This window comes from Desulfovibrio litoralis DSM 11393 (assembly GCF_900143255.1).
Lineage (GTDB): Bacteria > Desulfobacterota > Desulfovibrionia > Desulfovibrionales > Desulfovibrionaceae > Frigididesulfovibrio_A > Frigididesulfovibrio_A litoralis.
Genome location: NZ_FRDI01000003.1, coordinates 393,760 through 414,183, shown reverse-complemented (window position 1 = coordinate 414,183; position 20,424 = coordinate 393,760). Strand labels below are relative to the sequence as shown.

Sequence of the window (20,424 nt, the reverse complement as noted above, 5' to 3'; positions counted from 1 at the left end):
GCTTTTTATCTTTTGTTTTTTTACTTTTTCTAAAACTCAAACTTTATTTGCAAGTTTCCGCTTATTCCTTCTCTTTCGCCGGTATATCCTTGAATGCCGAGGTCAATATTAAACCCGCTATTTACAATCGGTTTAAAGTTTATGCCAAGTTCACCTATCCCTGTTCCGCCTGTGAGTTCGGGAGCGTTCATTCTTTCACCGTATACCGTGGCGTTGGCTTTTCCGTCAAACTCATAATCATACGCTGCTCCGATATAAGGCGTAAAGCTCGTGCCTGATTCGGTTGTTACAGTGTAGTTTAGTCTTGCACCGTTACGCCAACGGTGCGAATCAGCGGAATCAAAGTGGAACGGATCGCCAGCAACCGTTAAAGAGTCGCTGTTTTGGTGAGTCCAGAGATATTTTGTGTATAAATCAAGGTTGATTTTTTCGCTTAAGTTCCAGATATAGCCAAGCCCTGCGTGAGCACCGTAATAAGGCGAGCTACTATCATAAGAAACAGAAGTTTGTCCTATAGCACTTTGGAAATCGTTGCTTGAAAAGTCCGTATTACTGCGACCAAAGCGGAAAGAAGCTTCGGAATATACTCCGGAAAGTGAGCCTTCGGTAAAAGAATAGCGAGCTAAAACGCCAGCCCCGTAATAGTTGGTATCTCCACTGCCGTTAATAGACTGGGCGTTATTAAAGCTGTTGTGGCTGTTATAATTACCTTGACCTGTTTCAAAAAAAGCAGCCAAAAGCAAATTGTTTTCGGCTATTGGAGCGTTCCAACCAAGGCCCGTCATCAAAGAAAAGCCGTCAATATCAGAGTAAGAACCTGTATCATAACGGCTAGTTCCGCCGCTCATGATGGCAAATGGCACCAGAGAATCTTGATTATTTAATGTTTCTACCATGTTATATATGCCTTTACCAATGATTAAATCATATCCTTGGTTAAGAAAGGCAAGCCCGGAAATACGCCCCTCGCTAAGAGCCTTGGTTTGGGGGTGAACTTCTTTTGAGTTAACAGTCGCAAAAAGGCTGTTGCCCACTTGGTTAACAGTCATATTATAAAGTAAGCTGATGCCCTTAATTGCGGCTAATTGATTTTCTATGTATGTTCCGTTCATGGTTGTTGTCGCACGGAGTAACTCAAATCTATCGCCGACACGAGGAAGACTCCCTCCGCTTGCGATTCCTAGTCTGTCTACTGTTGCGGTATGAGTTACGCCACTGACAGAACCTTCCAGATTAATCTCATTTGCTATAAGCATTGGCGTAGCACTTCCGGCTGTATTTGGTAATAAGAAGTGATAAGATGCAAAATTTTTTATTTTATTTACCGAGCTTGCGATAGGGTTTAAAACGGTCAAGGTATTTCCGCTAAAAGCGTCTCCGCTTGGAGCTAAACCGCCAGATATATCTGTGTTGGTGTTGTGAAAAGTTGGATTACCTGAAAGGGTTACGCTGTTACCTGTGGCATTGCCTGATCCACTATATCCTCCACGGATTTTGTTTCCTATATTACCGCCACTTATATTAACGCTGTTATTATAAGCATCACCAGCTAAGCTTATTCCGCCGTATACAAAAGTGTTTGCAGTTCCGCCACTGATAAAAACTCTGTTGTTATAGGCTGAGCCGTTGTCTTCGCTATATCCGCCACGAACATCTTGGTCAACAGTACCGCCACTCATAAAAACACTGTTATTATAAGCATTACCGTTTTCATTGCCTCCCCCTGAGAGAGTCCCAACTACAGTCCCGCCACTCATAAAAACATTGTTGTTATAAACCGCTCCTGTCCCCATGTCTGCATATCCGCCGAAAACAGTAACTATAGTGCCGCCACTTATATTAATGGTGTTGTCATAGGCTGAACCAGATTCACTCCACCCGCCGTAGACGGCTTCTGTTATATTGCTTGTTGTGCCACTGATGTTGACTTTGTTGCTATAAGCATCACCTTTTGTACTTCGACCTCCATATACATTTTTTACAGTTCCACCACTGATATTAACGTTATTGCTATAGGTATCACCGTCATAACTCGATCCACCTCGTACATATCCCTTTATCTCTCCACCGCTTATTGTAACGTTATTATTGTAGGCATTATTATATAAGCTGTGTCCGCCGTAGACATTCTTTTCGATAGTTCCGCCACTGATGCTAACGTGATTGTTATAAACAAAGTTATTTTTGCTCCAGCCACCGAAGACATAGTTGTCAATTTGGCTTGTTTGGCTGATGATTACGCTGTTATTGTAGACTGCACTATTTTCACTGTACCCGCCGTAGACAGATGATTGTATCGTAGCACCACTGACTCTAACAGTGTTATTATAAACAGCATTATTTTCGCTTATTCCGCCCAAAACATGACCGACTATTGTTCCATCGGTTATATTAATAGTATTTCCTGCGAGGTCAGAGCTTGAGTATACTGAGTTTCCTGTTAGAGATGTCCAGCTTGGTGGGGCTTTTAACAGCGTAGTATTGAGTCCATCATAATTAATAGTTTCCGCCTGAATTTGAACAGGCAAGATGAAAAAAAGGCAAAAAACAAGATAAAACTGTCTGGATCTGGAGAACAAATGTCGCTTGAGCATAAAACACCTCTGAATGATTTAATGAAGTGAATTAAAGTAAGTTGCAATTCCTTTGCCGAGAGTAGAACCATTTTTATATGTTTTTATATGCGGAAAAACGTGTAGCAAATATAGACGCATGTTTTAAATTTTGTTAGTTCAAACAGTAAGTTACATGCTAAATATTCTATAAAAAAATATATACACAGAATAATTATAAATGCAATCAAAATATACTTGCCAATTTATCAATATTGAAAAAATGAAAAAGCTTGTTTTAAATAAATATTCGTTAACTATTTAATTTTAATAATAAAAAAGACCGTGATTATAACAATACGGTCTTTGAAGTATCAATTAAATATATTAAAGATAAAGCTCGTTAAGTCTTTGTTTATATAAAGATAATAGACAGATTTATTTGGCTTGTGGAGAAGTCTTGATTGCATCACACCAAGTTTTGTAGTCTTCTTTATTAAAATTTGGGCAATTATTTATTTTTCTGATTTTTATATATATATTGAGTTCAACGCCTGCGTAATCATAATTCATATAATCGTCAACTTCAGGATATGCATAATAATATGTATAATCTTCACCATAAATCCACCATTCGCCGGAACCGTTATTTTCTACCGTTGGCTTAAACGTAAAAATTGATGAATCATTTGGAATAAAATATCCTCTATCTACAATAAGTCTACAGCTATTTAGAACAAGCGTAGTTCCAAAGACAATAGCAATCATTACAAATAATATTATGCGGACAATTTTATTCTTAAGCGTATGTATTTTATTCTTCATAAAAATAAGACCATTGCAAAACTCCGTTTTGCGTGCTTTTATTATCGTTTGATGCTCTGTATGCACATAGCATCAAACGTCTTAAGACACAAAAACTACTCATTTTACAGGAAAATTAAATTTTACTTTTGTTTCGTGGGATACCCCCGAAGCCCCAAGCCACCGTCAGGCAAAGCCAGCCTATTGGCTTTATTCGTGATTTTTGGAGTGTCTTTCCGAAGTATCTTTTTGGCGAAAGCCACTTTGAGTCTATTGTGCAATAGTCTCAAAATATTAGTTGGCTATATGTAAAAAAATAATCCCCACAATGTTTTTAATGCATTACGGGGACTTTAAAAAATCTGGCGGAGAGGAAGAGATTTGAACTCTTGGTACACTTCCGCGTACACACACTTTCCAGGCGTGCTCCTTCGGCCACTCGGACACCTCTCCACATGAGAAGAAGTTTTTACCTTAAGATTTGGTTTATGGCAAGTAAAAAGCTTAAACTCTGATTATTTTTTATATTTTGTTGTTTAAACCGTTTTTATAAAGAGGCACTAAACTGGCTTAACGCATTGTTGATCAGTCCGCCAAGGGCTATGCTTTGGTCTTCGTCAACATTAATAAATTTAATTCCGACACAATAAGAACCGGCTTGAGACTTACACCACGCAACCTCTGAAATAGCGGTAAAATATTGATCGGCATCATTCTCATAATATTTGAAAAAGCCGGGTGAATATTTGTTGAGTCGTGGCATATGAATTTTAACTTGCAATTTATCGCCTATTGTATACGCACGGCGAGTTTCAAGACTAAGCCCGCCTTTGCTGATGTCTATACAATAAGCATCATGGTTAAAACTTGAGGGGGAAAAAGTTAAAGGGCAAAGCATAACCGGAAAAGGTTTAGGTAAGCGTTTATGTTTGCGACTATTGTTAATTGTGTTGCCTTGGCTGAAACTGCCTGAAACTAATCTGGTCATAAAAGTTCTCCTTCTACTCAGATATGAATAATTTTTTGGTATTGCACGGATACTTGTGAGATGTGCAATACTTTTGGGTCTGTAAAATTGCTTATTAATAAAGCATGAATTGTTTTAGAAAAAATTTAAAAATACTCTAAAACCGTACTACAAATAATATGCCATGATAAAATTATTCTTTAAATATAGTGAGATATTATGTGTTATGGTTAGATTTAGTATTGTTTGATAACCGAGCTAACTATGTTTTATGGAAAATTTTATTTTAAAAGCTGTCCGAAAGAGGCTTGCCCTAGGCTTATTGCCCCATCGCCAAAAGGTAGTTTGTCGGAATAAAAAACATCTAAGCCCTTGTATTTAGCTTCTTTAATACAATAATTTAATAAAAAGCGGTTGGCAAAACAACCACCGGTTAAACCCAATTTATTGATTTTATATTTTTTACTCATTGCTTCGCTTGCTTCCATAAAAGCCTTGGCTATACTGATATGAAAAGCAAGGCTGATTTCATGCTTTTCTTTTTTTAAATTTATATCGTTAAGCAGTTGAATAAAGAAGGGTTTTAAAGAGATAAAACAGTCTAAGTCTCTCTTGGTTTCTGTGATTAAAGGTAAATCATAGGTTTTAATCTTGTCAAAATTTTGAAAGGCGGAGTATGAATATTTTTTTGAACTATTTTCGATAGTTGACTGATAAATTGCTTGTTCAAGGCGTTGAGCTGCTTGCCCTTCATAACTGATTACAGAACTTAAAGACAATAATGCCGAGACAGCGTCAAAAAGCCGACCCAAGCTACTTGTTAGGCTTACGTTTAGTTTGCGTTGAAACATAGTCTCTAAAATGGGAAGCTGGGCGTGTTTGTCTTCGCTTAAATTTTTTATCCACGAGTCGGCAAAAGGTAATAAATTATACTGCAATAAAGCTCCGTATGCTAAACGCCAAGGTTCTTTTATGGCAATATCTCCGCCTAAAATCGGGAAAAGGTCTAAGCTGGCGAGGCGTTTTTGTGCTGTTGAACTTGGGTCAATAAGAAGTAACTCTCCGCCCCAAATAGTTTTGTCTTCACCATAACCCGTTCCATCTAAACTCAGGCATAAAAAAGGGCTTTGCGTCTGGGTTTCCGCCCCTAAACTGCGGGCATGGGCATAATGATGTTGCAGTTCAACAGCAGGAATTTCCCATAATTCCGCCAATTCTTTGGCAAGCTTGGTTGATAAAAAATTAGGGTGTAGGTCATGGACAAGGCAGTCGGCTTTAAAATTTAAAAGCGTTGAAAGGTGTTCGATAAGTTCTCTTTGAAAGTCTACAATTTCTAAATTGTCCAAATCGCCGATATGTTGACTAATCAAAGCCTTATCGTTTTTTATAAAACACAACGTTGATTTTAATTCAGCCCCCATTCCTAAAACTTGCTTTTTATTTTTTGTCTTTATAAGTTCAATTAATTTAGGAACATAACCTCTGGCACGCCTTAAAAAAATAAAATTGGGCAAAATATTTTGGGAGCTTTCGGTTTCTATATTGTTTTGATAAAAAACTTGTTGAGCCGCTACAACCGAATCGTCGATGCGTAATAAAATATCCCTGTCATGCAACAAAAAAGCATCGACAAAGTCTGATAAGTGTTCGATAGCTTCTCTATTTCCCTTGCAGAGCGGTAAACCCGATTTATTTCCGGAAGTCATGATTAAAGCTGAATAGCTTTGTTTTTTATTGTCTTTTTTAGCAAGTTGTTTCTCTTGCTGATACTTGGCAAAAGACTCCAAAAGAATTTTTTGCATGGGCGTATAAGCCAACATAATTCCAAGTTGCTCGCTGTCGGGTGCGATAAGTTCCTGAGGTAATTTGCAATCTTTTTGTTTTTGACACAAAACAATAGGACGCTCGGGCGAACTTAATAGTGCTTTGTCTTCAATAGTTAAAATACTTATTTTTTCGGCTTCGTTTAAATCTTTGAGCATTAAAGCAAACGCCTTATCGGGGCGTTGTTTGCGTTGTCTTAAGTTTTGAATCGCTTCAATATTAGAGGCATCGCAAACAAGGTGGAATCCGCCTAAACCCTTCATGGCAAGAATATATCCTTGACTTAAAAGACGAGCCGCTTCGTCTATTGCCTCAAAGTCTTTATATTGTGCTTGTTGATAAGTTGTATGTGGAAATTTTACTTGAGTAAGGGTATTATTGTCTTGTGTTTGGGGTTTAACTAACCAAGTTTTAGGACCGCAAACGGGGCAAGCGTTTGGCTGGGCATGAAAGCGGCGATCTAAAGGGTTTTCATATTCGTTTTTGCAAGCATCGCATAAAGGAAAACAAGCCATGGTAGTAAATTTTCGGTCGTAAGGCACTTGTTTTATGATGCTGTAACGTGGACCACAGTTTGTGCAGTTAGTAAAAGGATAATCTTTTCTGCGTCCTGAGAGCATATCTTTTTCACAATCTACACAAATTCCGATATCAGGCGGAATGGAGACTTCGAGTTCGCTGTTTGAAAGATTGTTTTGGCTATGAGCAATGACAAAGTTTTTTTCGTCTTGTTGAAGCGGTTGCGACTCTATTTTACACTCAGTTATTTTTGCGAGGGGCGGAAGTTTAAGATAAAGCTCTTTTTCAAACGCATTGAGAGAGCTTTGGTTCCCTTGCAACTCGATATAAACACCTTGGGCATCATTTCTGACAAAACCCGTGAGCTTATTATCTAAAGCGAGTTTATAGATAAAGGGGCGGAAACCGACACCTTGAACTTGCCCTTTAAGGCTATATTTTTTGCGTTCTTGGTTCATAAAAATATTTTAGTATGATTTTATAAATGGGGCAAGTCAGAACTCGGTAAATTAAGCTGAAACAAAAATAAAAACCGATTCTAAGTTTAGTCGTTGGGGATATTGCGACAAAAACACAAAGATGATATTAAAACTTTTGTTGACCTCTTGAGGAATGTGTTTATTTAAAATTATTGTTTAGATTTTGAACAACAAGTAACCTGAAACGTAAAAAAGAAAGAATATGACATATTTTCCATATAAAGATTTTTCTTACGAAACTTTGTTAAACCAACCTTTTATTATTGTTGGTCCTTGCGTACTCGAAAGCTATGAGCTAGGGCTTGAGGTTGCGGAAGAAGTTAAAAGAGTAAGCGAAAAATATCAAATTCCCGCTGTTTTTAAAAGCTCTTATGATAAAGCAAACCGCAGTTCGATTAAAAGTTTTAGAGGTCCGGGTTTGGCTAAAGGCTTAGATTGGCTTGCTCAAATCAGGGAAAAAACCGAATTACCTATAGTTACTGATATTCATGAACCTCACGAGGCCGATGAAGTGGGAAAAGTCGCGGATATTTTACAAATTCCCGCTTTTTTGTGTCGCCAAACTTCTCTTTTGTGGGCAGCCGGAAAAACCGATAAAATAGTTAATGTCAAAAAAGGACAATTTCTTGCACCTTGGGAAATGGCATCAGTTGCCGATAAAATTAGAGAAAGCGGAAATTCAAAAATACTTTTGACCGAACGTGGAAATTCTTTTGGTTATAATAATTTAGTTGTAGATATGCGAAGTTTTTCAATTATGTCAAAGTTTTCTTTCCCTGTTGTTTTTGATGCGACTCATTCCGTGCAATTGCCGGGGGCTAAAGGTTCTTCTTCCGGTGGCGATCGCTCTTTTGTGCCTGCTCTTTCTCGTGCGGCTGTTGCGGCCGGTGCGAACGGAGTTTTTTTAGAGTGCCACCCAAACCCTGATGCCGCTCTTTGCGATGGTCCAAACTCGTTAAATCTTAAAGATTTGGATAAATTAATCGGACAACTTAAAAATATTTGGAGTCTTTTGATATGAGTGAAAAAAAATATAACAGAGAAGATTTTTATCCCTCATATTATCACGACCCTGAGTTAATAAAGTTAGCAAAACCCATTACGACACTGGTTTTTGATATTGACGGCGTTTTTACTGATGCCGGTATTTATCTTGATTCAAACGGTGAACACAGCAAACGCTTTAATATTCAAGACGGGCTTGGAATTATGCTTGCTCATGAAGCAGGGCTTAAGGTTGCGGTTATTACCGGACAAAGTTCTCCGGCGGTTGATAAGCGCATGAATATTTTAAAAATAAATAATTATTATCACGGGTTTATTGATAAACGAGAACCTATTAACGACTTGAAAAATAAATATAATTTGTCTTGGAATGAAATAGCTTATTTGGGCGATGATTGGGTTGATTTGTCATGTTTGGCAAGTGTTGGCTTTCCTGTTGCCGTAAATAATGCCGTGCCTGAGGTGAAAGAGGCGGCTAAGCTTGTTACTTTGGCGAGTGGCGGACATGGTGCTGTCCGTGAATTTATTCAATTTATTTTATACACTCAAAATAAATTGCAAACTATTTTAAACAAGTTTAATCAACCGGCATGATGTATAATATAAAAGCTCATTTAAAATTTTACGTTAAAAAAAATATAATTAAGACAAGTTTGATCATTTTTTGTCTGCTCTTTATTTGCGTTCAACAGATAAAAGCGGAACAGCAAAACGCAACCGAACAGGCTCAGACTTCTGAACAGGCTCAGACTTCTGAACGGGCTCAGACTTCTGAACAGGCTCAAGTCTCAACTTTAAAGAGTACATTAGGCGATAAACTCGGTACGGTGAGCGATAAAATAAGCAGTGTAACCAAACAAGACCCTCTTGCCTTAGCTTTAAAAACAATAGAATTAAGTATGGGCGAAAAAGGTTTTGAACTTTGGCGTTTAAAGGCAGAGTGGGCTTCGGTTAAATCCGAAGACGGAAGCGTTCGTGTAGTTAATCCTAAGATTTTGTATTTTATGAATAATAATTATGCCGAAGAGCAACAAAGAGTTGAACAAGTTTTAAGCAATGAACAACTTAAATTGCAAAATCAAACCATAAATACAAATTCAACAATTGCTACAAACTCTACTCAAACCGCAAACGACAAAAATGACGCACTTGAAAAAATTTGGAAAGAGCTTGCCATTAACTCAAAAGATATGGTTTTTGTAACCGCAGATTCGGGGCTTGTTAACCAAAAAGAAAAAAGTATACGCCTTGAGGGTAATGTTTTGGCGTTAAATGCTGATAAACATTTAGCCGGTTCTCTAATGCTTTATGATGGAGAAACAAAGACTTTGGTTTTTCCTGAAGGCGTTGATTTTATTGGTGAAGGCGTAAAAGCTCATGGCAATAAAGGCAGTTGGGACTTGAAAAACAATGAGGTTAGTGCAGAGGGCGGAATTTCCGTTTCTTCTGATTTACCTTTAGGGTTAACGCAAAGTGGATCGGAAGATTCCGTGAAAGCTTCAGTAAAACCTTCAGATGGTAAAATAGACGGTACGGCTGTTGGAAAAACGCCTGTGTCTGTAAAAAGCAAGAAAGCAACGCCTAAAAAAAGTGTTAAGAAAACAAAAAAGCCGACCAATAAAAAAGCTAAAAAGTAAAATGGAGTAATTATGATATATTATATAAAAAAGATAAGTTGCTTGTTTATTGTAAGCTTTTTATTTTTGTCTGCTTTGTTTATAGAAACAAATATCGCCCTTGCTCAGGCAAAGAAAACAGTTCCGACCGATATTACCGCAAATAGTATGCGTTATAGTGATGCCAGTCAAACCGTTGTTTTTGAAGGTAACGTTCACGTTAAAAGACCCGATTTTGATTTAAAAGCCAATAAAATCACCGTGTTTTTTGCTAAAAAAGATAAAAAGGCAAAGACGGAAAATGGAGACGACCAAGGGTTAAATATGCAGATGCAGGCAGGGGCTTTGGAAAAAATTGTTGCTTTGGGTAACGTTAAAATTACTAAAGACGACAAAGTAGGAACGGCCAACCAAGGCACTTATTACGCAAAAACAGGCGTTTTGACTATGGAAGGCAACCCTGTGATCAAAGATGGAAAAAACAGCAGTATTGGCGGAGAGATTATTAAGTTTTACATTAATGAAAATCGTAGCGAAATTCTTGGCGGAGTAAAGGCGAGCTTTTCCGGGCCTATGAAAGAACAGGCAGTAGGTAAGAAATAAAGCTTTTTTATTCAGTTTTTTTATTATGTAATTGCAATCTCTTCAAGCTTAATCTAAGACCATTGCAACACTCTGTTCTGCATGTTTTTATCATCGTTTTATGAGAACATAGCGTAAAACGTCTTAAACCACAAAAAACACTCATTTTACAGGGAAATTAAATTTTCTTTATTAGTAGTTTTTGGAGTGTCTTTCTAATAGAAGCCACTTAGAGGCTTTTGCACAATAGTCTTTAATCTTGCACAAAATCAAAACCGAGTTCCAAGGCTTCTTCGTTTTTTGTTTTGAGGTGCATATAATGGATTGAAATAACATCGTTTAAGCTTTTCTTTACTTCTGTAAGCGGTAAGATCTGGGTTACTTTGATAAAAGCTCCTAAAATTACCATATTGGCGAGTTTTGGGCTGTTAATTTTTTCCGCAAGTTCATTGGCGGGAACGCAGATAGTTTTTATGTCTTTTCTGAAATATTGGATACTAATTAAACTGGAATTGATTATTTGCATTCCGCCTGATTCCGTGCCGCTCTAAGTGTTGCATAAATTTTTCAAGCGACAAAAACGTTTTTACTGGTTCAACATTCGTGTTTTTTGGAGTGTCTTTCTAATAGAAGCCAATTAGAGGCTTGTGCACAATAGTCTTTAATCTTGCACAAAGTCAAAACCGAGTTCCAAGGCTTCTTCGTTTTTTGTTTTGAGGTGCATATAATGGCTTGAAATAACATCGTTTAAGCTTTTCTTTACTTCTGTGAGCGGTAAGATCTGGGTTGCTTTGATAAAAGCCCCTAAAATTACCATATTGGCGAGTTTTGGGCTGTTAATTTTTTCCGCAAGTCCATTGGCAGGAACGCAGATAGTTTTTATGTCTTTTCTGAAATCTTGGATATTAATTAAACTGGAATTGATTATTTGCATTCCGCCTGATTCCAGACGCGGCATAAATTTTTCAAGCGAAGGTTGGTTCATTGCAATTAAAGCTTTTGGGTGTTTAACCAACGGTGAACAGATGTCTTCGTCTGAAATGACAACCGTACAGTTAGCTGTTCCGCCACGCATCTCAGGGCCGTAGACGGGAATATAAGAGGTGTTTAGTCCGCTGTTCATGGCAGCATAAGCGAGCAGGTTACCGATAAGTAAGATACCTTGTCCGCCAAAACCTGCGAGTATAACATCAAGATATAAATGTTTCATTATTTTATCCCTAAATTAACACAGCCACATTCACTGTCTCTTAAATCTTTAAAAGTTCCAAGCGGAAATACGGGAATCATATTCTCGGTGATATGCTTATTAGCCGCCACAGGGTCTAAACGCCAGTTTGTCGGACAACCTGATAATAATTCAACAAAACCAAGACCCAAGCCTTGAGTTTGAACTTCAAAAGCACGCCTGATTGACTTTTTTGCTTGGCGAATATTTTTTACACTGTCTAAAGAACAACGTGCGGAATAGGCGGTTCCTCCAAGTGTGGCGATTATTTCCGCCATACGCATGGGGCTTCCTTCTCTTTCGCTACAACGTCCGCTTTGACAGGTTGTGGTTTTTTGTCCGATTAAGGTTGTAGGAGCCATTTGTCCGCCGGTCATTCCGTAAACCGTGTTGTTGACAAAAACCACAGAAATACGCTCTCCACGGTTTGCGGCGTGCATAATTTCAGATAAACCGATAGAGGCAAGGTCGCCGTCTCCTTGATAAGTAAAGACAAAATTGTTGGGGCTGGCGTGTTTGACACCGGTTGCCACCGCCGGGGCTCGTCCGTGCGGAGCTTCTACTGTATCAACATTAAGATAATTATAAATAAAAACGGAACAGCCGATTGAACTTACGCAAATAGTTGTTTTTATTAGATCAAGCTCTTCCAGTAACTCTCCAACCAATCTGTGAGCTATGCCATGATGACAGCCGGGACAGTAGTGGGTCGGGCGATCAAGCATGGCTTGAGGTTGTTTAAAAACGAGTTCCTCATCTTCTGTTGGTGTAAAAACGGGTTTTGTTTCATTATTGTTTTCAAATTGTGAAATAAAATCTAAGTCAGGAGTCATTATAGCCTCAATAATTTCTATTTATAATTCATTAAAATAAAGTCAGATATTAAATTCTTTTTTTAATGGTTCGATAAAGTCTTCCGTAGAAGGAAGATTTCCGGGCATACAGCCAAAAAAGTTTACCGAACTTAAGCCGTTAACAGCGAGTTTGACGTCTTCGACCATTTGTCCCAAGTTATGTTCAATAACCAAAAACTTTTTATTTTGCTTGGCAAGTTTGTTTAAAACGGCTGATGGAAAGGGAAATAAGGTTATTGGTCTGATTAAACCAACTTTTAAACCCTCAGCCCGCAGTTTTTTTATGCTACTTTTTACTATGCGTCCGATTGAGCCAAAGGCAACGGCGATTACTTCGGCGTCTTCTGTTTCAATGCTTTCAAAACGTACATCAGCTTGCATAGAGTTATATTTTTTTGCAAGTTTTAAATTATGTTCAGCCAAACTCCCTTCGTCTAACAACAAAGATTTAATCAGGCGTTTTTCTCTATAACTTTCACCACGTCCGTCTAAACGCCAAGTTGTGGAATTATATTGGTTTATTGTGTTTGGTTGGTGCATTACGACAGGTTCTTTGGTTCCGCCGATAATCGCATCTCCCAGTAACATAACGGGGTTTTTATATTTAAAGGCAAGGTCAAAGGCATCAATCATTAAATCGTAAGCTTCCTGACAGCTTGAGGGTGCTAAGACCAAAAGCTTGTAATCTCCGTGTCCGCCACCTTTAACCGATTGAAAATAATCGCCTTGAGAAGAACCTATATCGCCAAGCCCCGGACCACCGCGGCTTATATTAACGATAACAGCGGGAAGTTCGCTTCCTGCCATATATGAAATAGCTTCTTGCATAAGTGAGATTCCGGGGCTTGATGATGACGTAAACGCTCTTACGCCTGTAGCGACCGCACCAAGCAACATACTTGCGGCGGCGGTTTCGCTTTCTGCTTGAATAAATTGCCCGCCTGTTTTGGGCAGTAATTCCGATAAGGTTTCGGGAATTTCATTTTGTGGTGTGATCGGATAACCGAAATAAGCCTTACAACCGGCTGCAATAGCACTATGGGCGATTGCTTCGTTTCCTTTCATAAAAACTTTTTTTATTTCGCTCATAATATTTCGCTTTTTGGTTTTTTGTCTTTTTTGGAACGGAAGACTGTAATTACCAAATCAGGACAAATTAAAGCACAAGAACCACAACCTGTACATGCGTCCATATTTTGCACTTCTGCGACTTTATAGCCTTGTTTGTTAAGACGCTTTGATTGTAGGATAATAGCTTTTGGACAGACTAAAGAGCATAATAAACAGCCCTTGCAACGTTCTTCGTTCAAAAGAACTCGAGACATGATTTCGCCTTATTTATGTTTGTAATCGATTTATTTTGTTTAATTATTTATTTGTATTTTTTTTAGTGTGCGACTTAGAGGCTATTGTAAGATAGTCTCTAATAGGTATCTTTACTGATATTTTTACGGTAATGTTTATATGCAAAAATTACAAGCTTTAATGCAAATATTTTTTTTATATATTTTTTAAAGTGTTATCTTAAAGCTAGGTTATTATTTCTCACGTTTAGTAAAAGACGGTCTTGGTCTTGCATTATTTCCAATAAGAGAATCTAAAAGGGCAAAATTTTCCCGGTCTATTGTTTTTTAATGTCTGTTCAACACTAAAGTTTTGTTGAAAAAAGACGAATATTAAGGAGTAAATAATGCAATCAAGACAAAATAAAAAAGCGCATGAAAACATGTTAGAGTTTTATCGCTTTAAAGCTGTCTATGACTTATTTGCACAAGGATTTTTTGATGAAGCAAAAGCGGCCTTAGCGTCTTTACAGCAAGCTTATATTAGTCTTTGTGATGAAAATATTGTTTTGAAACAACAGGTTAATGAGCTTGGTGATATTTTGCATTTATCACAAAACCTTGTTCTTGATGGAACGGTTTGTTGGGTAATTGCCGATAAGATTAAACAAGGACCGTATTGTTGTGCTTGTTTCTCAGAAGAGGGAATTTTAAGTCGCCTTGTTGAAACCAAAGACGGCTGGCAATGCCCTCATTGTGGAGAACTTTTAGATAAAGATGATGTTAAAGTAAACAATTTTTTAAACAACAACGGAACAACAGGCTTTAGTAGTTCCTCTATTCTAAAATAATCTTTCCCCATAAAATCAGTATAAAATCAACGATTTAAGGGGTAAGAGTTAAACCCCTTGGTCGGATTGTTTATGTTATTAGCTGATTTTAATCATGTTTTGCTCTTATCTGAGCGTGAAAGTTTATGCAGTACTGAACGTTACAGCCTGCGTCAACTTGGTGTTTCTTTTATTCAAAGTTGTAATTTGGGACAAAAAGCTCTTGAAATAATAAAAGAAAACAGTAAAAAAAAGAATTTTAACAAGCTACAAGAGCAAAATAAACGATATAAAAACAGACTGGAAAATATCAATAATCTTGCAGGCGAAGAGGCTGCCCTTAAATGGAGGCAGAATCAGAGTTTTTTAAACTCTGCTGAAAACGATTGTTCTTTATATCCCGTTGATTTAATAGTTTGTACCGAACGTTTGAGCGATGGTCATATTTTAGATTTTCTTGAAACCTTAAGGCAAATGCCGGAACAGGAAAATATTGCCGTGCTTGTGCTTCCCGATTCAACTCGTTGTTGGCGTGAATCGGAAAATCTAATGGCGTGTTGTCTTTCTCGCCCTTATACTTTGAATGAATTTCATTCGAAATTATTGCGTGCCAAATATTTGTTGCAAACTGTTGTTAAAGAAAGGATCGCGAATAAAAAATTTGTACAGATTGGTTATTCTCTTGATTTTAAAGTAAAACAGTCTTTATCACAGAAACAAACGGCTCAACCGAACAATAAAGAAACAGACTTTACGGAAAAACGATTAACCTCAGATAATTATTTAGGTTTAGCCAAACCTGAACCTGAAAAGAGAGAACCTTTTCCGCTACTTGATGAGGATTTTATAGAGCTTGTTCCTCATTTTAAGCGAGAATCTTTTTCCCTTGTCGATGATTTTGATGATGACAGATATGAAAAATTTACAAGATTGAGACAAAGAAGTTTTCCTTTGGTTGATGATGAACAGGAATATTCTAGCAATATAAATGTGTTACGAGCGATAAAAACTGTTGTCCCACAAGTTGAAAAAGAACCGGCAAATATTTCTGCTGCTTTAAAACAGCCAAGCGTTCCCAATCAAACCACACAAAACAATCTTTATTCTTTGAATACTGCACAAGACCTTTTAAGACGTGGCTTTTATATAAATGCGGCACATGCGTTTTTGTCTTGTCATGAAATTATAATTCATAATAAAAGAGTTGAACAGGTTGTTTACGCTTCTTGCCAGTATACCGTTGCTCCCAAAGATAATTTGACAAAAATGGTAGAAGCCATGCAACTTGTCGGCGAAAAACATATTTCTCAAAAATTAGAAAAATTACTTCACAAAACCTATGGCTTGTCTCATGCAAAAAATAAAAACAGTCTTATGAAAAAATTCCCAATTTTATCTGATATTTTGAGTGTTGCATCAATGACGGTTTCTGTTTGGCGTAGTCCCGGCGAGTTTAGTGAGTATAGTTCAATTTAATTGCCTTTTAGTCTCACGTTGCTTTTTGAGGCAAGCTGTTGTATTTTTTATTTTATGTTAAATGTAAAACAATTAATTTTACAACACGCTGAAAGGCTTGATGCCTTATCGGTTGATAGCCCGCGTTTGTCCGTTGAGCTTTTATTTGCTCATATTTTACAAATGTCTCGCTCCGATTTGCTGAAAGAGCTTATGCTTCGCCCTGGCTTAAGTTTAGAACGGGAAATATATACTCAAGCTTTGGAGTTGTTGCAAAGACGCGAGCAAGGAGAACCAATCGCCTATATTTTAGGTGAAAAAGAATTTTATGGGCGTAATTTTAAAGTAAATTACGCTACTTTAATTCCACGTCCTGAGACAGAATTAATTATCGATTACGCTTTAGCGTATTTAAAAGATAAAGATATACCGACTTTAACGTTTGCCGATCTGGGAACGGGTAGTGGGTGTTTGGCGATTACTTTAAGTTTAGAGCTTGATATATTGAAAAACACACACAAAAACTTGAAAAGCTTTGCTACGGCATTGGATATTTCTTCTTTGGCGTTAGCTACGGCTAAAAACAACGCTAACTATCATAAATGTAGTAACATATTGTTTTGTCAATCAGATTTAACTAAAGCCTGTTTACAGCCTCAAAAGTTTAACTTGATTGTGAGTAATCCTCCTTATGTTTCAGAGGCGGAATATAAAGATTTAGACAGAGAAGTGAAGAACTTTGAGCCTTATTCCGCTTTGGTTTCAGATCAAAATGGTCTGGCTTTGCCGTTTAAAGCAATAGAAACCGCCGCTTTTTCTTTAAAGAGTGAGGGGTTATTTTTGATGGAATTTGGGTGGTGGCAAGGCGAACAAATTTTAAACGCTTTGAATCCAGAAGAGTGGAAAGACGCAAAAATCATTAAAGATTTATCTGGTTTAGATCGCATTTTATTCGCTGTTAAAGCTTGAAAAAGATTAAAAATCATAGTCTTAAATATCATGAATATTTCAATGTACGCATATTTAAAAACAAAAAATCCGGCAACTAAAATAAAGTTCCCGGATTTTGCATTTTATTTGGTAGCGAGGAAGGGAATTGAACCCCCGACCCTGCGGATATGAGCCGCATGCTCTAACCATCTGAGCTACCTCGCCATTTTTACATGTAAGCATGTAACAAGAAAAGTCTTATATTATAATAATAAAAATATAGCAAGTATTTTTGTTGCTTTGAACATATTTTTTTTATTACAGTGAAAGGAGCTTATTTTTTTATTGCTCAGCCTGTTCTTCCTGTTCTCCTAGTTCGTCAAGCTGTTCTTGACTAAAGCCGTGTTGGAAATATGTTTGTGGCTGAGAACCAATCATTGTTGCCGCGTTATATAAAGAGGCGTTGTTGTCATTTTCTTTATTTTCGTTACTAGTGCTGTTGGTTGCGAGCGAGGCATCTTTTTTATTGTCTGTTTTGGGGGTGGCTGAACATGCACCAAGAGAAAAAGTTCCGACAATGAAAGAGAATATCATCAATATAATAAATAGTTTATTGTTCACTTAAAGCTCCCTTACGCTTCTTTTGAGGAAGAAGTTGTAGTTGTAAATTTGTGTTCAAATTTTTAAGAATTTAAACTAAAACACAGAGTGAAGCAAGTTAATCTTGGTTAAAAACTTTAGATTTTACAAACGCACACAAATCCGTTTCAATTTCTTGTTTTTGTTCGTAATTTTCTGTGATGGCGTTAAATAAATATCCTTTTATTTCGGCATTTTCAGCCGCATCAAGATCTCTTTTTTTATCACCGATTAAAATACAATTTTGTGGGTTTAGCTTCCACTTTTTCAACAGGTAGGTCAACATTCCGGGTTGAGGCTTTCTACATTGGCAGTTTTGTTTAAATTCCGCCACTGTGGCTTCGGGGTGATGTGGACAGTAAACAAACTCGTCGATATGGGCATTTGCTGATTTTAGCTCTTGTTGCATATATGCATGTAGGCTTTTTAGCTCGTGTTCAGTATAAAAACCTCTGGCGATACCTGATTGGTTGGTTACGACAAAAACTAAATAATCACGGTCATTAAAAAGCTTAATTGCCTCTTTTGCCCCTTTTATCCACTTAAAATCTTCTATTTTATAGACATAGCCTGAGTCATGGTTTAAAACGCCATCTCGATCAAAAAATACTGCTTTTTTCATAGTATTTCCAAAACGGTTATTGGGCATCAAGTTGTTTTTCCAAGGTATTAAAAATACTGTCAATATTCTCTATTTGTTGTATTTTCCAAATTCCCTTATTGTTTTGTAAGCGTAAGACGAGCGGAAAAACGTCGCCTGTTCCGTGATCTTTAAATAAAGCGTTTACTGTTGCCGTATTTTTTCCGGCATGTTCTATTTGGGGATAAACCAGTTCTTTGCGACCTTTTGAAATTCCCGTAAAAAGTTCGTCTGTAAGAATTCCGCTTGGATTATATTTTTTACCGGCAAACGCCCCCGAACTTACGCCGTCTTGCAGGAATTGACGTGCGGCGGCAGCTAAAAAGGCTTTAGAAGTTTGATATTCCATAGAATTAGGACCTTTGTTGACGGCTGAACTTGCCAAAACCAACATGGGCGGAAGCACACCTTTTTCCGCCATTTTATCAGCGATAGAGGGAAGGCGATTTAAAAACACTCCAACAACCTGGTTGGTTAAAGCCTCAACATCAACACGCCCTAAAAACATTTCGAGGTTGGCAGTGTCAATTGCTTTTTGAGTTTCTTTAATTATTGCAATAGCCGGGTGTTTTGCGGAATTTTCCGTTTTTTCTCCGTCTTCTGCTTGAGCAAGCAAGATAGCGTTAGTTTTTGCTAAGCCGATAGAGGCTTGAACACATACGATATTGAAAGATAATATTAGGCTTAATATAAGAAGATATTTTTTTTGCATGGTGGTTCTCTGTGTATTAATTATTTTTGGTTGTTATGCCTAAGAGGGCGTTAGCAAATTCCAGTCCGTCAAAGGGGCGTAGGTCGTCCATTTTTTCGCCAAGACCGATAAAAGTAATAGGAATATCGTGTTGCATAACAATAGCCACCGCAACCCCGCCTTTAGCTGTTCCGTCAAGTTTGGTCAAAATTATTTCATCAATGCCACAGGCTTCTTTAAACAGTTTGGTTTGAGAAAGGGCGTTTTGTCCTGTTGTTGCATCAACAACCAAGATGCTGCGGTGTGGAGCCCCCGGGTGTTTTTTTTCTAAAACACGATAAATTTTTTGCAATTCTTCCATCAGGTTGACTTTGGTTTGCAGTCTTCCGGCTGTATCAATAAAAAGTAGATCATAACCTTCGTTAATCGCTTTGTCTAAGGCTTCAAAGGCAACAGCCGCCGGATCAGAACCCGCTTTTTTTGCGAAAAAACCTGCTCCGACTCTCTTTGCCCAAAGTTCAAGTTGTTCTATTGCGGCGGCTCTAAAGGTATCTCCGGCGGCGATTAAAACTTTGCGTCCTTGCATTTGGGCTCTATGTGCCAGTTTAGCAATAGTTGTTGTCTTTCCTACTCCGTTTACGCCGATCATTAAAACAACTTCAGGTAGGTTAACGGCACTAATACGCTTTTTAGGTTCAAAGATAATATTTAATTCTTCAGCCAGTACCGCTTTAAAGTCTTCCGGGTTGGTAAGACCTTGTTTTTGAATTCTGGCTTTTAATCTTTCGATTAAATTAGAGGCGACTTCATAGCCAACATCAGCCATAATTAAGATTTCTTCAAATTCGTCCCAAAAACTTTGGTCAAAACTTTTGTGTCCTTTAATCAGGGTGTCTAAGTGTTTTGAAAGTTGTTCTCTTGTTTTTTCAAGCCCGTTTGAGAGTTTTACAATTAAGCGGTTTCGCTCGTCTTCTTCATCTTCAAGGTCTAAGGCGAGAGCTAAGCGATATTGAAGTTCGGAGCGAAATTCATCAACCTGTTCATAATCCATTTCGTTTAGCCACTTTTGAAAGCTGTCGATAAATTTTTCCGCTTCCGCTTCCGGAACTTCCAAAGAGGCTAAGAAAAAGCGTAAACGCTCCCAAAAATAAGGGGTTACCGTATCGACATCTTCCAGAACATGAAAAAGCCAAGCGGATAATTTGGGTTCGGCGGCTCTTAAATCAACGGTTAACTGTTCTTTCCACGCTGTATCATCAGCGTCAGATTGTGTATCGTTTTGGGTTTGTTCAAGGTTGGGTGGTTGTTGTTCCGGGTTTGGTGTTTGTTCTTTGTTAGAACTCCACAAATTTTTTATGCTCGAAAAAAAGCCCATTTACAAGCTCCTCTTGTTTGTGAAATAAGTTAAAACTAAAATGTTGTTGATTATAATCTGTATTTCATAAAACATCAAATTAAAGATAAAGCTTGTTTTTTATACTAAAAGCTCCTCTTGATATTTTTATCTAAATAGGGTTAGTATAAAA

General features: G+C 37.5%; 20 protein-coding genes and 2 tRNA genes. 7 read left to right on the top strand and 15 right to left on the bottom strand.

Going from position 1 to position 20,424, the window contains the following annotated elements; translation table 11 throughout:
* Positions 1-29 precede the first annotated feature (29 nt).
* The 5 genes from BT999_RS04450 to hypF form a co-directional block, all read right to left on the bottom strand.
* Complete coding sequence (locus tag BT999_RS04450) at positions 30-2,594, bottom strand: autotransporter outer membrane beta-barrel domain-containing protein (protein WP_072696557.1); 2,565 nt, start codon at positions 2,592-2,594, stop codon at positions 30-32.
* A 396-nt stretch (positions 2,595-2,990) separates the two neighbouring features.
* Positions 2,991-3,443, bottom strand: a complete 453-nt coding sequence (locus tag BT999_RS04445) for a hypothetical protein (protein WP_143145490.1) — start codon at positions 3,441-3,443, stop codon at positions 2,991-2,993.
* A 276-nt stretch (positions 3,444-3,719) separates the two neighbouring features.
* Positions 3,720-3,809 (bottom strand) — tRNA-Ser (locus tag BT999_RS04440).
* A 94-nt stretch (positions 3,810-3,903) separates the two neighbouring features.
* On the bottom strand, positions 3,904-4,344 hold the full coding sequence (locus BT999_RS04435; RefSeq protein WP_072696556.1) for a PilZ domain-containing protein: 441 nt from the start codon (positions 4,342-4,344) through the stop codon (positions 3,904-3,906).
* A 260-nt stretch (positions 4,345-4,604) separates the two neighbouring features.
* Positions 4,605-7,124, bottom strand: a complete 2,520-nt coding sequence (gene hypF, locus BT999_RS04430) for a carbamoyltransferase HypF (RefSeq protein ID WP_072696555.1) — start codon at positions 7,122-7,124, stop codon at positions 4,605-4,607.
* A 223-nt stretch (positions 7,125-7,347) separates the two neighbouring features.
* On the opposite strand from hypF, the gene kdsA reads away from it, so the two are divergent.
* Genes kdsA through BT999_RS04410 form a run of 4 tightly spaced genes read left to right on the top strand, consistent with a single transcriptional unit; the run spans position 7,348 to position 10,369 of the window.
* The gene (kdsA, locus tag BT999_RS04425; protein WP_072696554.1) at positions 7,348-8,166 is read left to right on the top strand and encodes a 3-deoxy-8-phosphooctulonate synthase; all 819 of its coding nucleotides are present in this window, start codon (positions 7,348-7,350) and stop codon (positions 8,164-8,166) included.
* Positions 8,163-8,744, top strand: a complete 582-nt coding sequence (locus BT999_RS04420; RefSeq protein ID WP_084650585.1) for a KdsC family phosphatase — start codon at positions 8,163-8,165, stop codon at positions 8,742-8,744. The genes kdsA and BT999_RS04420 overlap by 4 nt, the downstream gene beginning before the upstream one ends.
* Before the next feature lie 59 nt (positions 8,745-8,803).
* A complete protein-coding gene (locus BT999_RS04415) occupies positions 8,804-9,787 on the top strand; it encodes an LPS-assembly protein LptD (RefSeq protein WP_143145489.1) in 984 nt (327 codons plus the stop codon).
* 12 nt (positions 9,788-9,799) lie between these two features.
* Positions 9,800-10,369: an LptA/OstA family protein gene (locus BT999_RS04410; protein ID WP_084650584.1), complete on the top strand. Its 570-nt coding sequence runs from the start codon at positions 9,800-9,802 to the stop codon at positions 10,367-10,369.
* Between the two features lie 232 nt (positions 10,370-10,601).
* Here the strand turns inward: BT999_RS04410 and BT999_RS04405 are convergent, their stop codons facing one another.
* The 5 genes from BT999_RS04405 to BT999_RS04385 all read right to left on the bottom strand — a co-directional run bounded on the left by BT999_RS04405 (position 10,602) and on the right by BT999_RS04385 (position 13,755).
* On the bottom strand, positions 10,602-10,874 hold the full coding sequence (locus tag BT999_RS04405; protein WP_072696552.1) for a 2-oxoacid:ferredoxin oxidoreductase subunit gamma family protein: 273 nt from the start codon (positions 10,872-10,874) through the stop codon (positions 10,602-10,604).
* A gap of 135 nt (positions 10,875-11,009) precedes the next feature.
* Complete coding sequence (locus BT999_RS04400) at positions 11,010-11,558, bottom strand: 2-oxoacid:ferredoxin oxidoreductase subunit gamma family protein (RefSeq protein ID WP_072696551.1); 549 nt, start codon at positions 11,556-11,558, stop codon at positions 11,010-11,012.
* A complete protein-coding gene (locus BT999_RS04395; RefSeq protein ID WP_072696659.1) occupies positions 11,558-12,301 on the bottom strand; it encodes a thiamine pyrophosphate-dependent enzyme in 744 nt (247 codons plus the stop codon). Before BT999_RS04395 ends, BT999_RS04400 begins: the two co-directional genes overlap by 1 nt.
* Positions 12,302-12,451: 150 nt before the next feature.
* Complete coding sequence (locus tag BT999_RS04390) at positions 12,452-13,519, bottom strand: 3-methyl-2-oxobutanoate dehydrogenase subunit VorB (protein WP_072696550.1); 1,068 nt, start codon at positions 13,517-13,519, stop codon at positions 12,452-12,454.
* Positions 13,516-13,755 (bottom strand): 4Fe-4S binding protein, encoded by a 240-nt coding sequence (locus tag BT999_RS04385; protein WP_072696549.1) that lies wholly within the window; start codon positions 13,753-13,755, stop codon positions 13,516-13,518. The genes BT999_RS04390 and BT999_RS04385 overlap by 4 nt, the downstream gene beginning before the upstream one ends.
* Positions 13,756-14,120: 365 nt before the next feature.
* On the opposite strand from BT999_RS04385, the gene BT999_RS04380 reads away from it, so the two are divergent.
* From BT999_RS04380 to prmC, 3 genes are all read left to right on the top strand, one after another.
* A complete protein-coding gene (locus tag BT999_RS04380) occupies positions 14,121-14,564 on the top strand; it encodes a hypothetical protein (protein ID WP_072696548.1) in 444 nt (147 codons plus the stop codon).
* 72 nt (positions 14,565-14,636) lie between these two features.
* On the top strand, positions 14,637-16,019 hold the full coding sequence (locus tag BT999_RS04375; protein ID WP_072696547.1) for a hypothetical protein: 1,383 nt from the start codon (positions 14,637-14,639) through the stop codon (positions 16,017-16,019).
* Between the two features lie 54 nt (positions 16,020-16,073).
* Positions 16,074-16,967 (top strand): peptide chain release factor N(5)-glutamine methyltransferase, encoded by an 894-nt coding sequence (gene prmC, locus BT999_RS04370; RefSeq protein ID WP_072696658.1) that lies wholly within the window; start codon positions 16,074-16,076, stop codon positions 16,965-16,967.
* A gap of 109 nt (positions 16,968-17,076) precedes the next feature.
* Here prmC and BT999_RS04365 read toward each other — a convergent pair.
* The 5 genes from BT999_RS04365 to ftsY form a co-directional block, all read right to left on the bottom strand.
* Positions 17,077-17,153 (bottom strand) — tRNA-Met (locus BT999_RS04365).
* A gap of 117 nt (positions 17,154-17,270) precedes the next feature.
* A complete protein-coding gene (locus BT999_RS04360; protein ID WP_072696546.1) occupies positions 17,271-17,549 on the bottom strand; it encodes a hypothetical protein in 279 nt (92 codons plus the stop codon).
* 97 nt (positions 17,550-17,646) lie between these two features.
* Positions 17,647-18,189, bottom strand: coding sequence for a D-glycero-alpha-D-manno-heptose-1,7-bisphosphate 7-phosphatase (locus tag BT999_RS04355; protein WP_072696657.1), 543 nt, complete (start codon positions 18,187-18,189; stop codon positions 17,647-17,649).
* Between the two features lie 16 nt (positions 18,190-18,205).
* Positions 18,206-18,919 carry a hypothetical protein gene (locus BT999_RS04350; protein WP_072696545.1) on the bottom strand — a complete coding sequence of 238 codons (714 nt, stop codon included), beginning with the start codon at positions 18,917-18,919 and terminating at the stop codon, positions 18,206-18,208.
* Positions 18,920-18,935: 16 nt separating this feature from the next.
* The gene (ftsY, locus tag BT999_RS04345) at positions 18,936-20,273 is read right to left on the bottom strand and encodes a signal recognition particle-docking protein FtsY (protein WP_072696544.1); all 1,338 of its coding nucleotides are present in this window, start codon (positions 20,271-20,273) and stop codon (positions 18,936-18,938) included.
* Positions 20,274-20,424 lie beyond the last annotated feature (151 nt).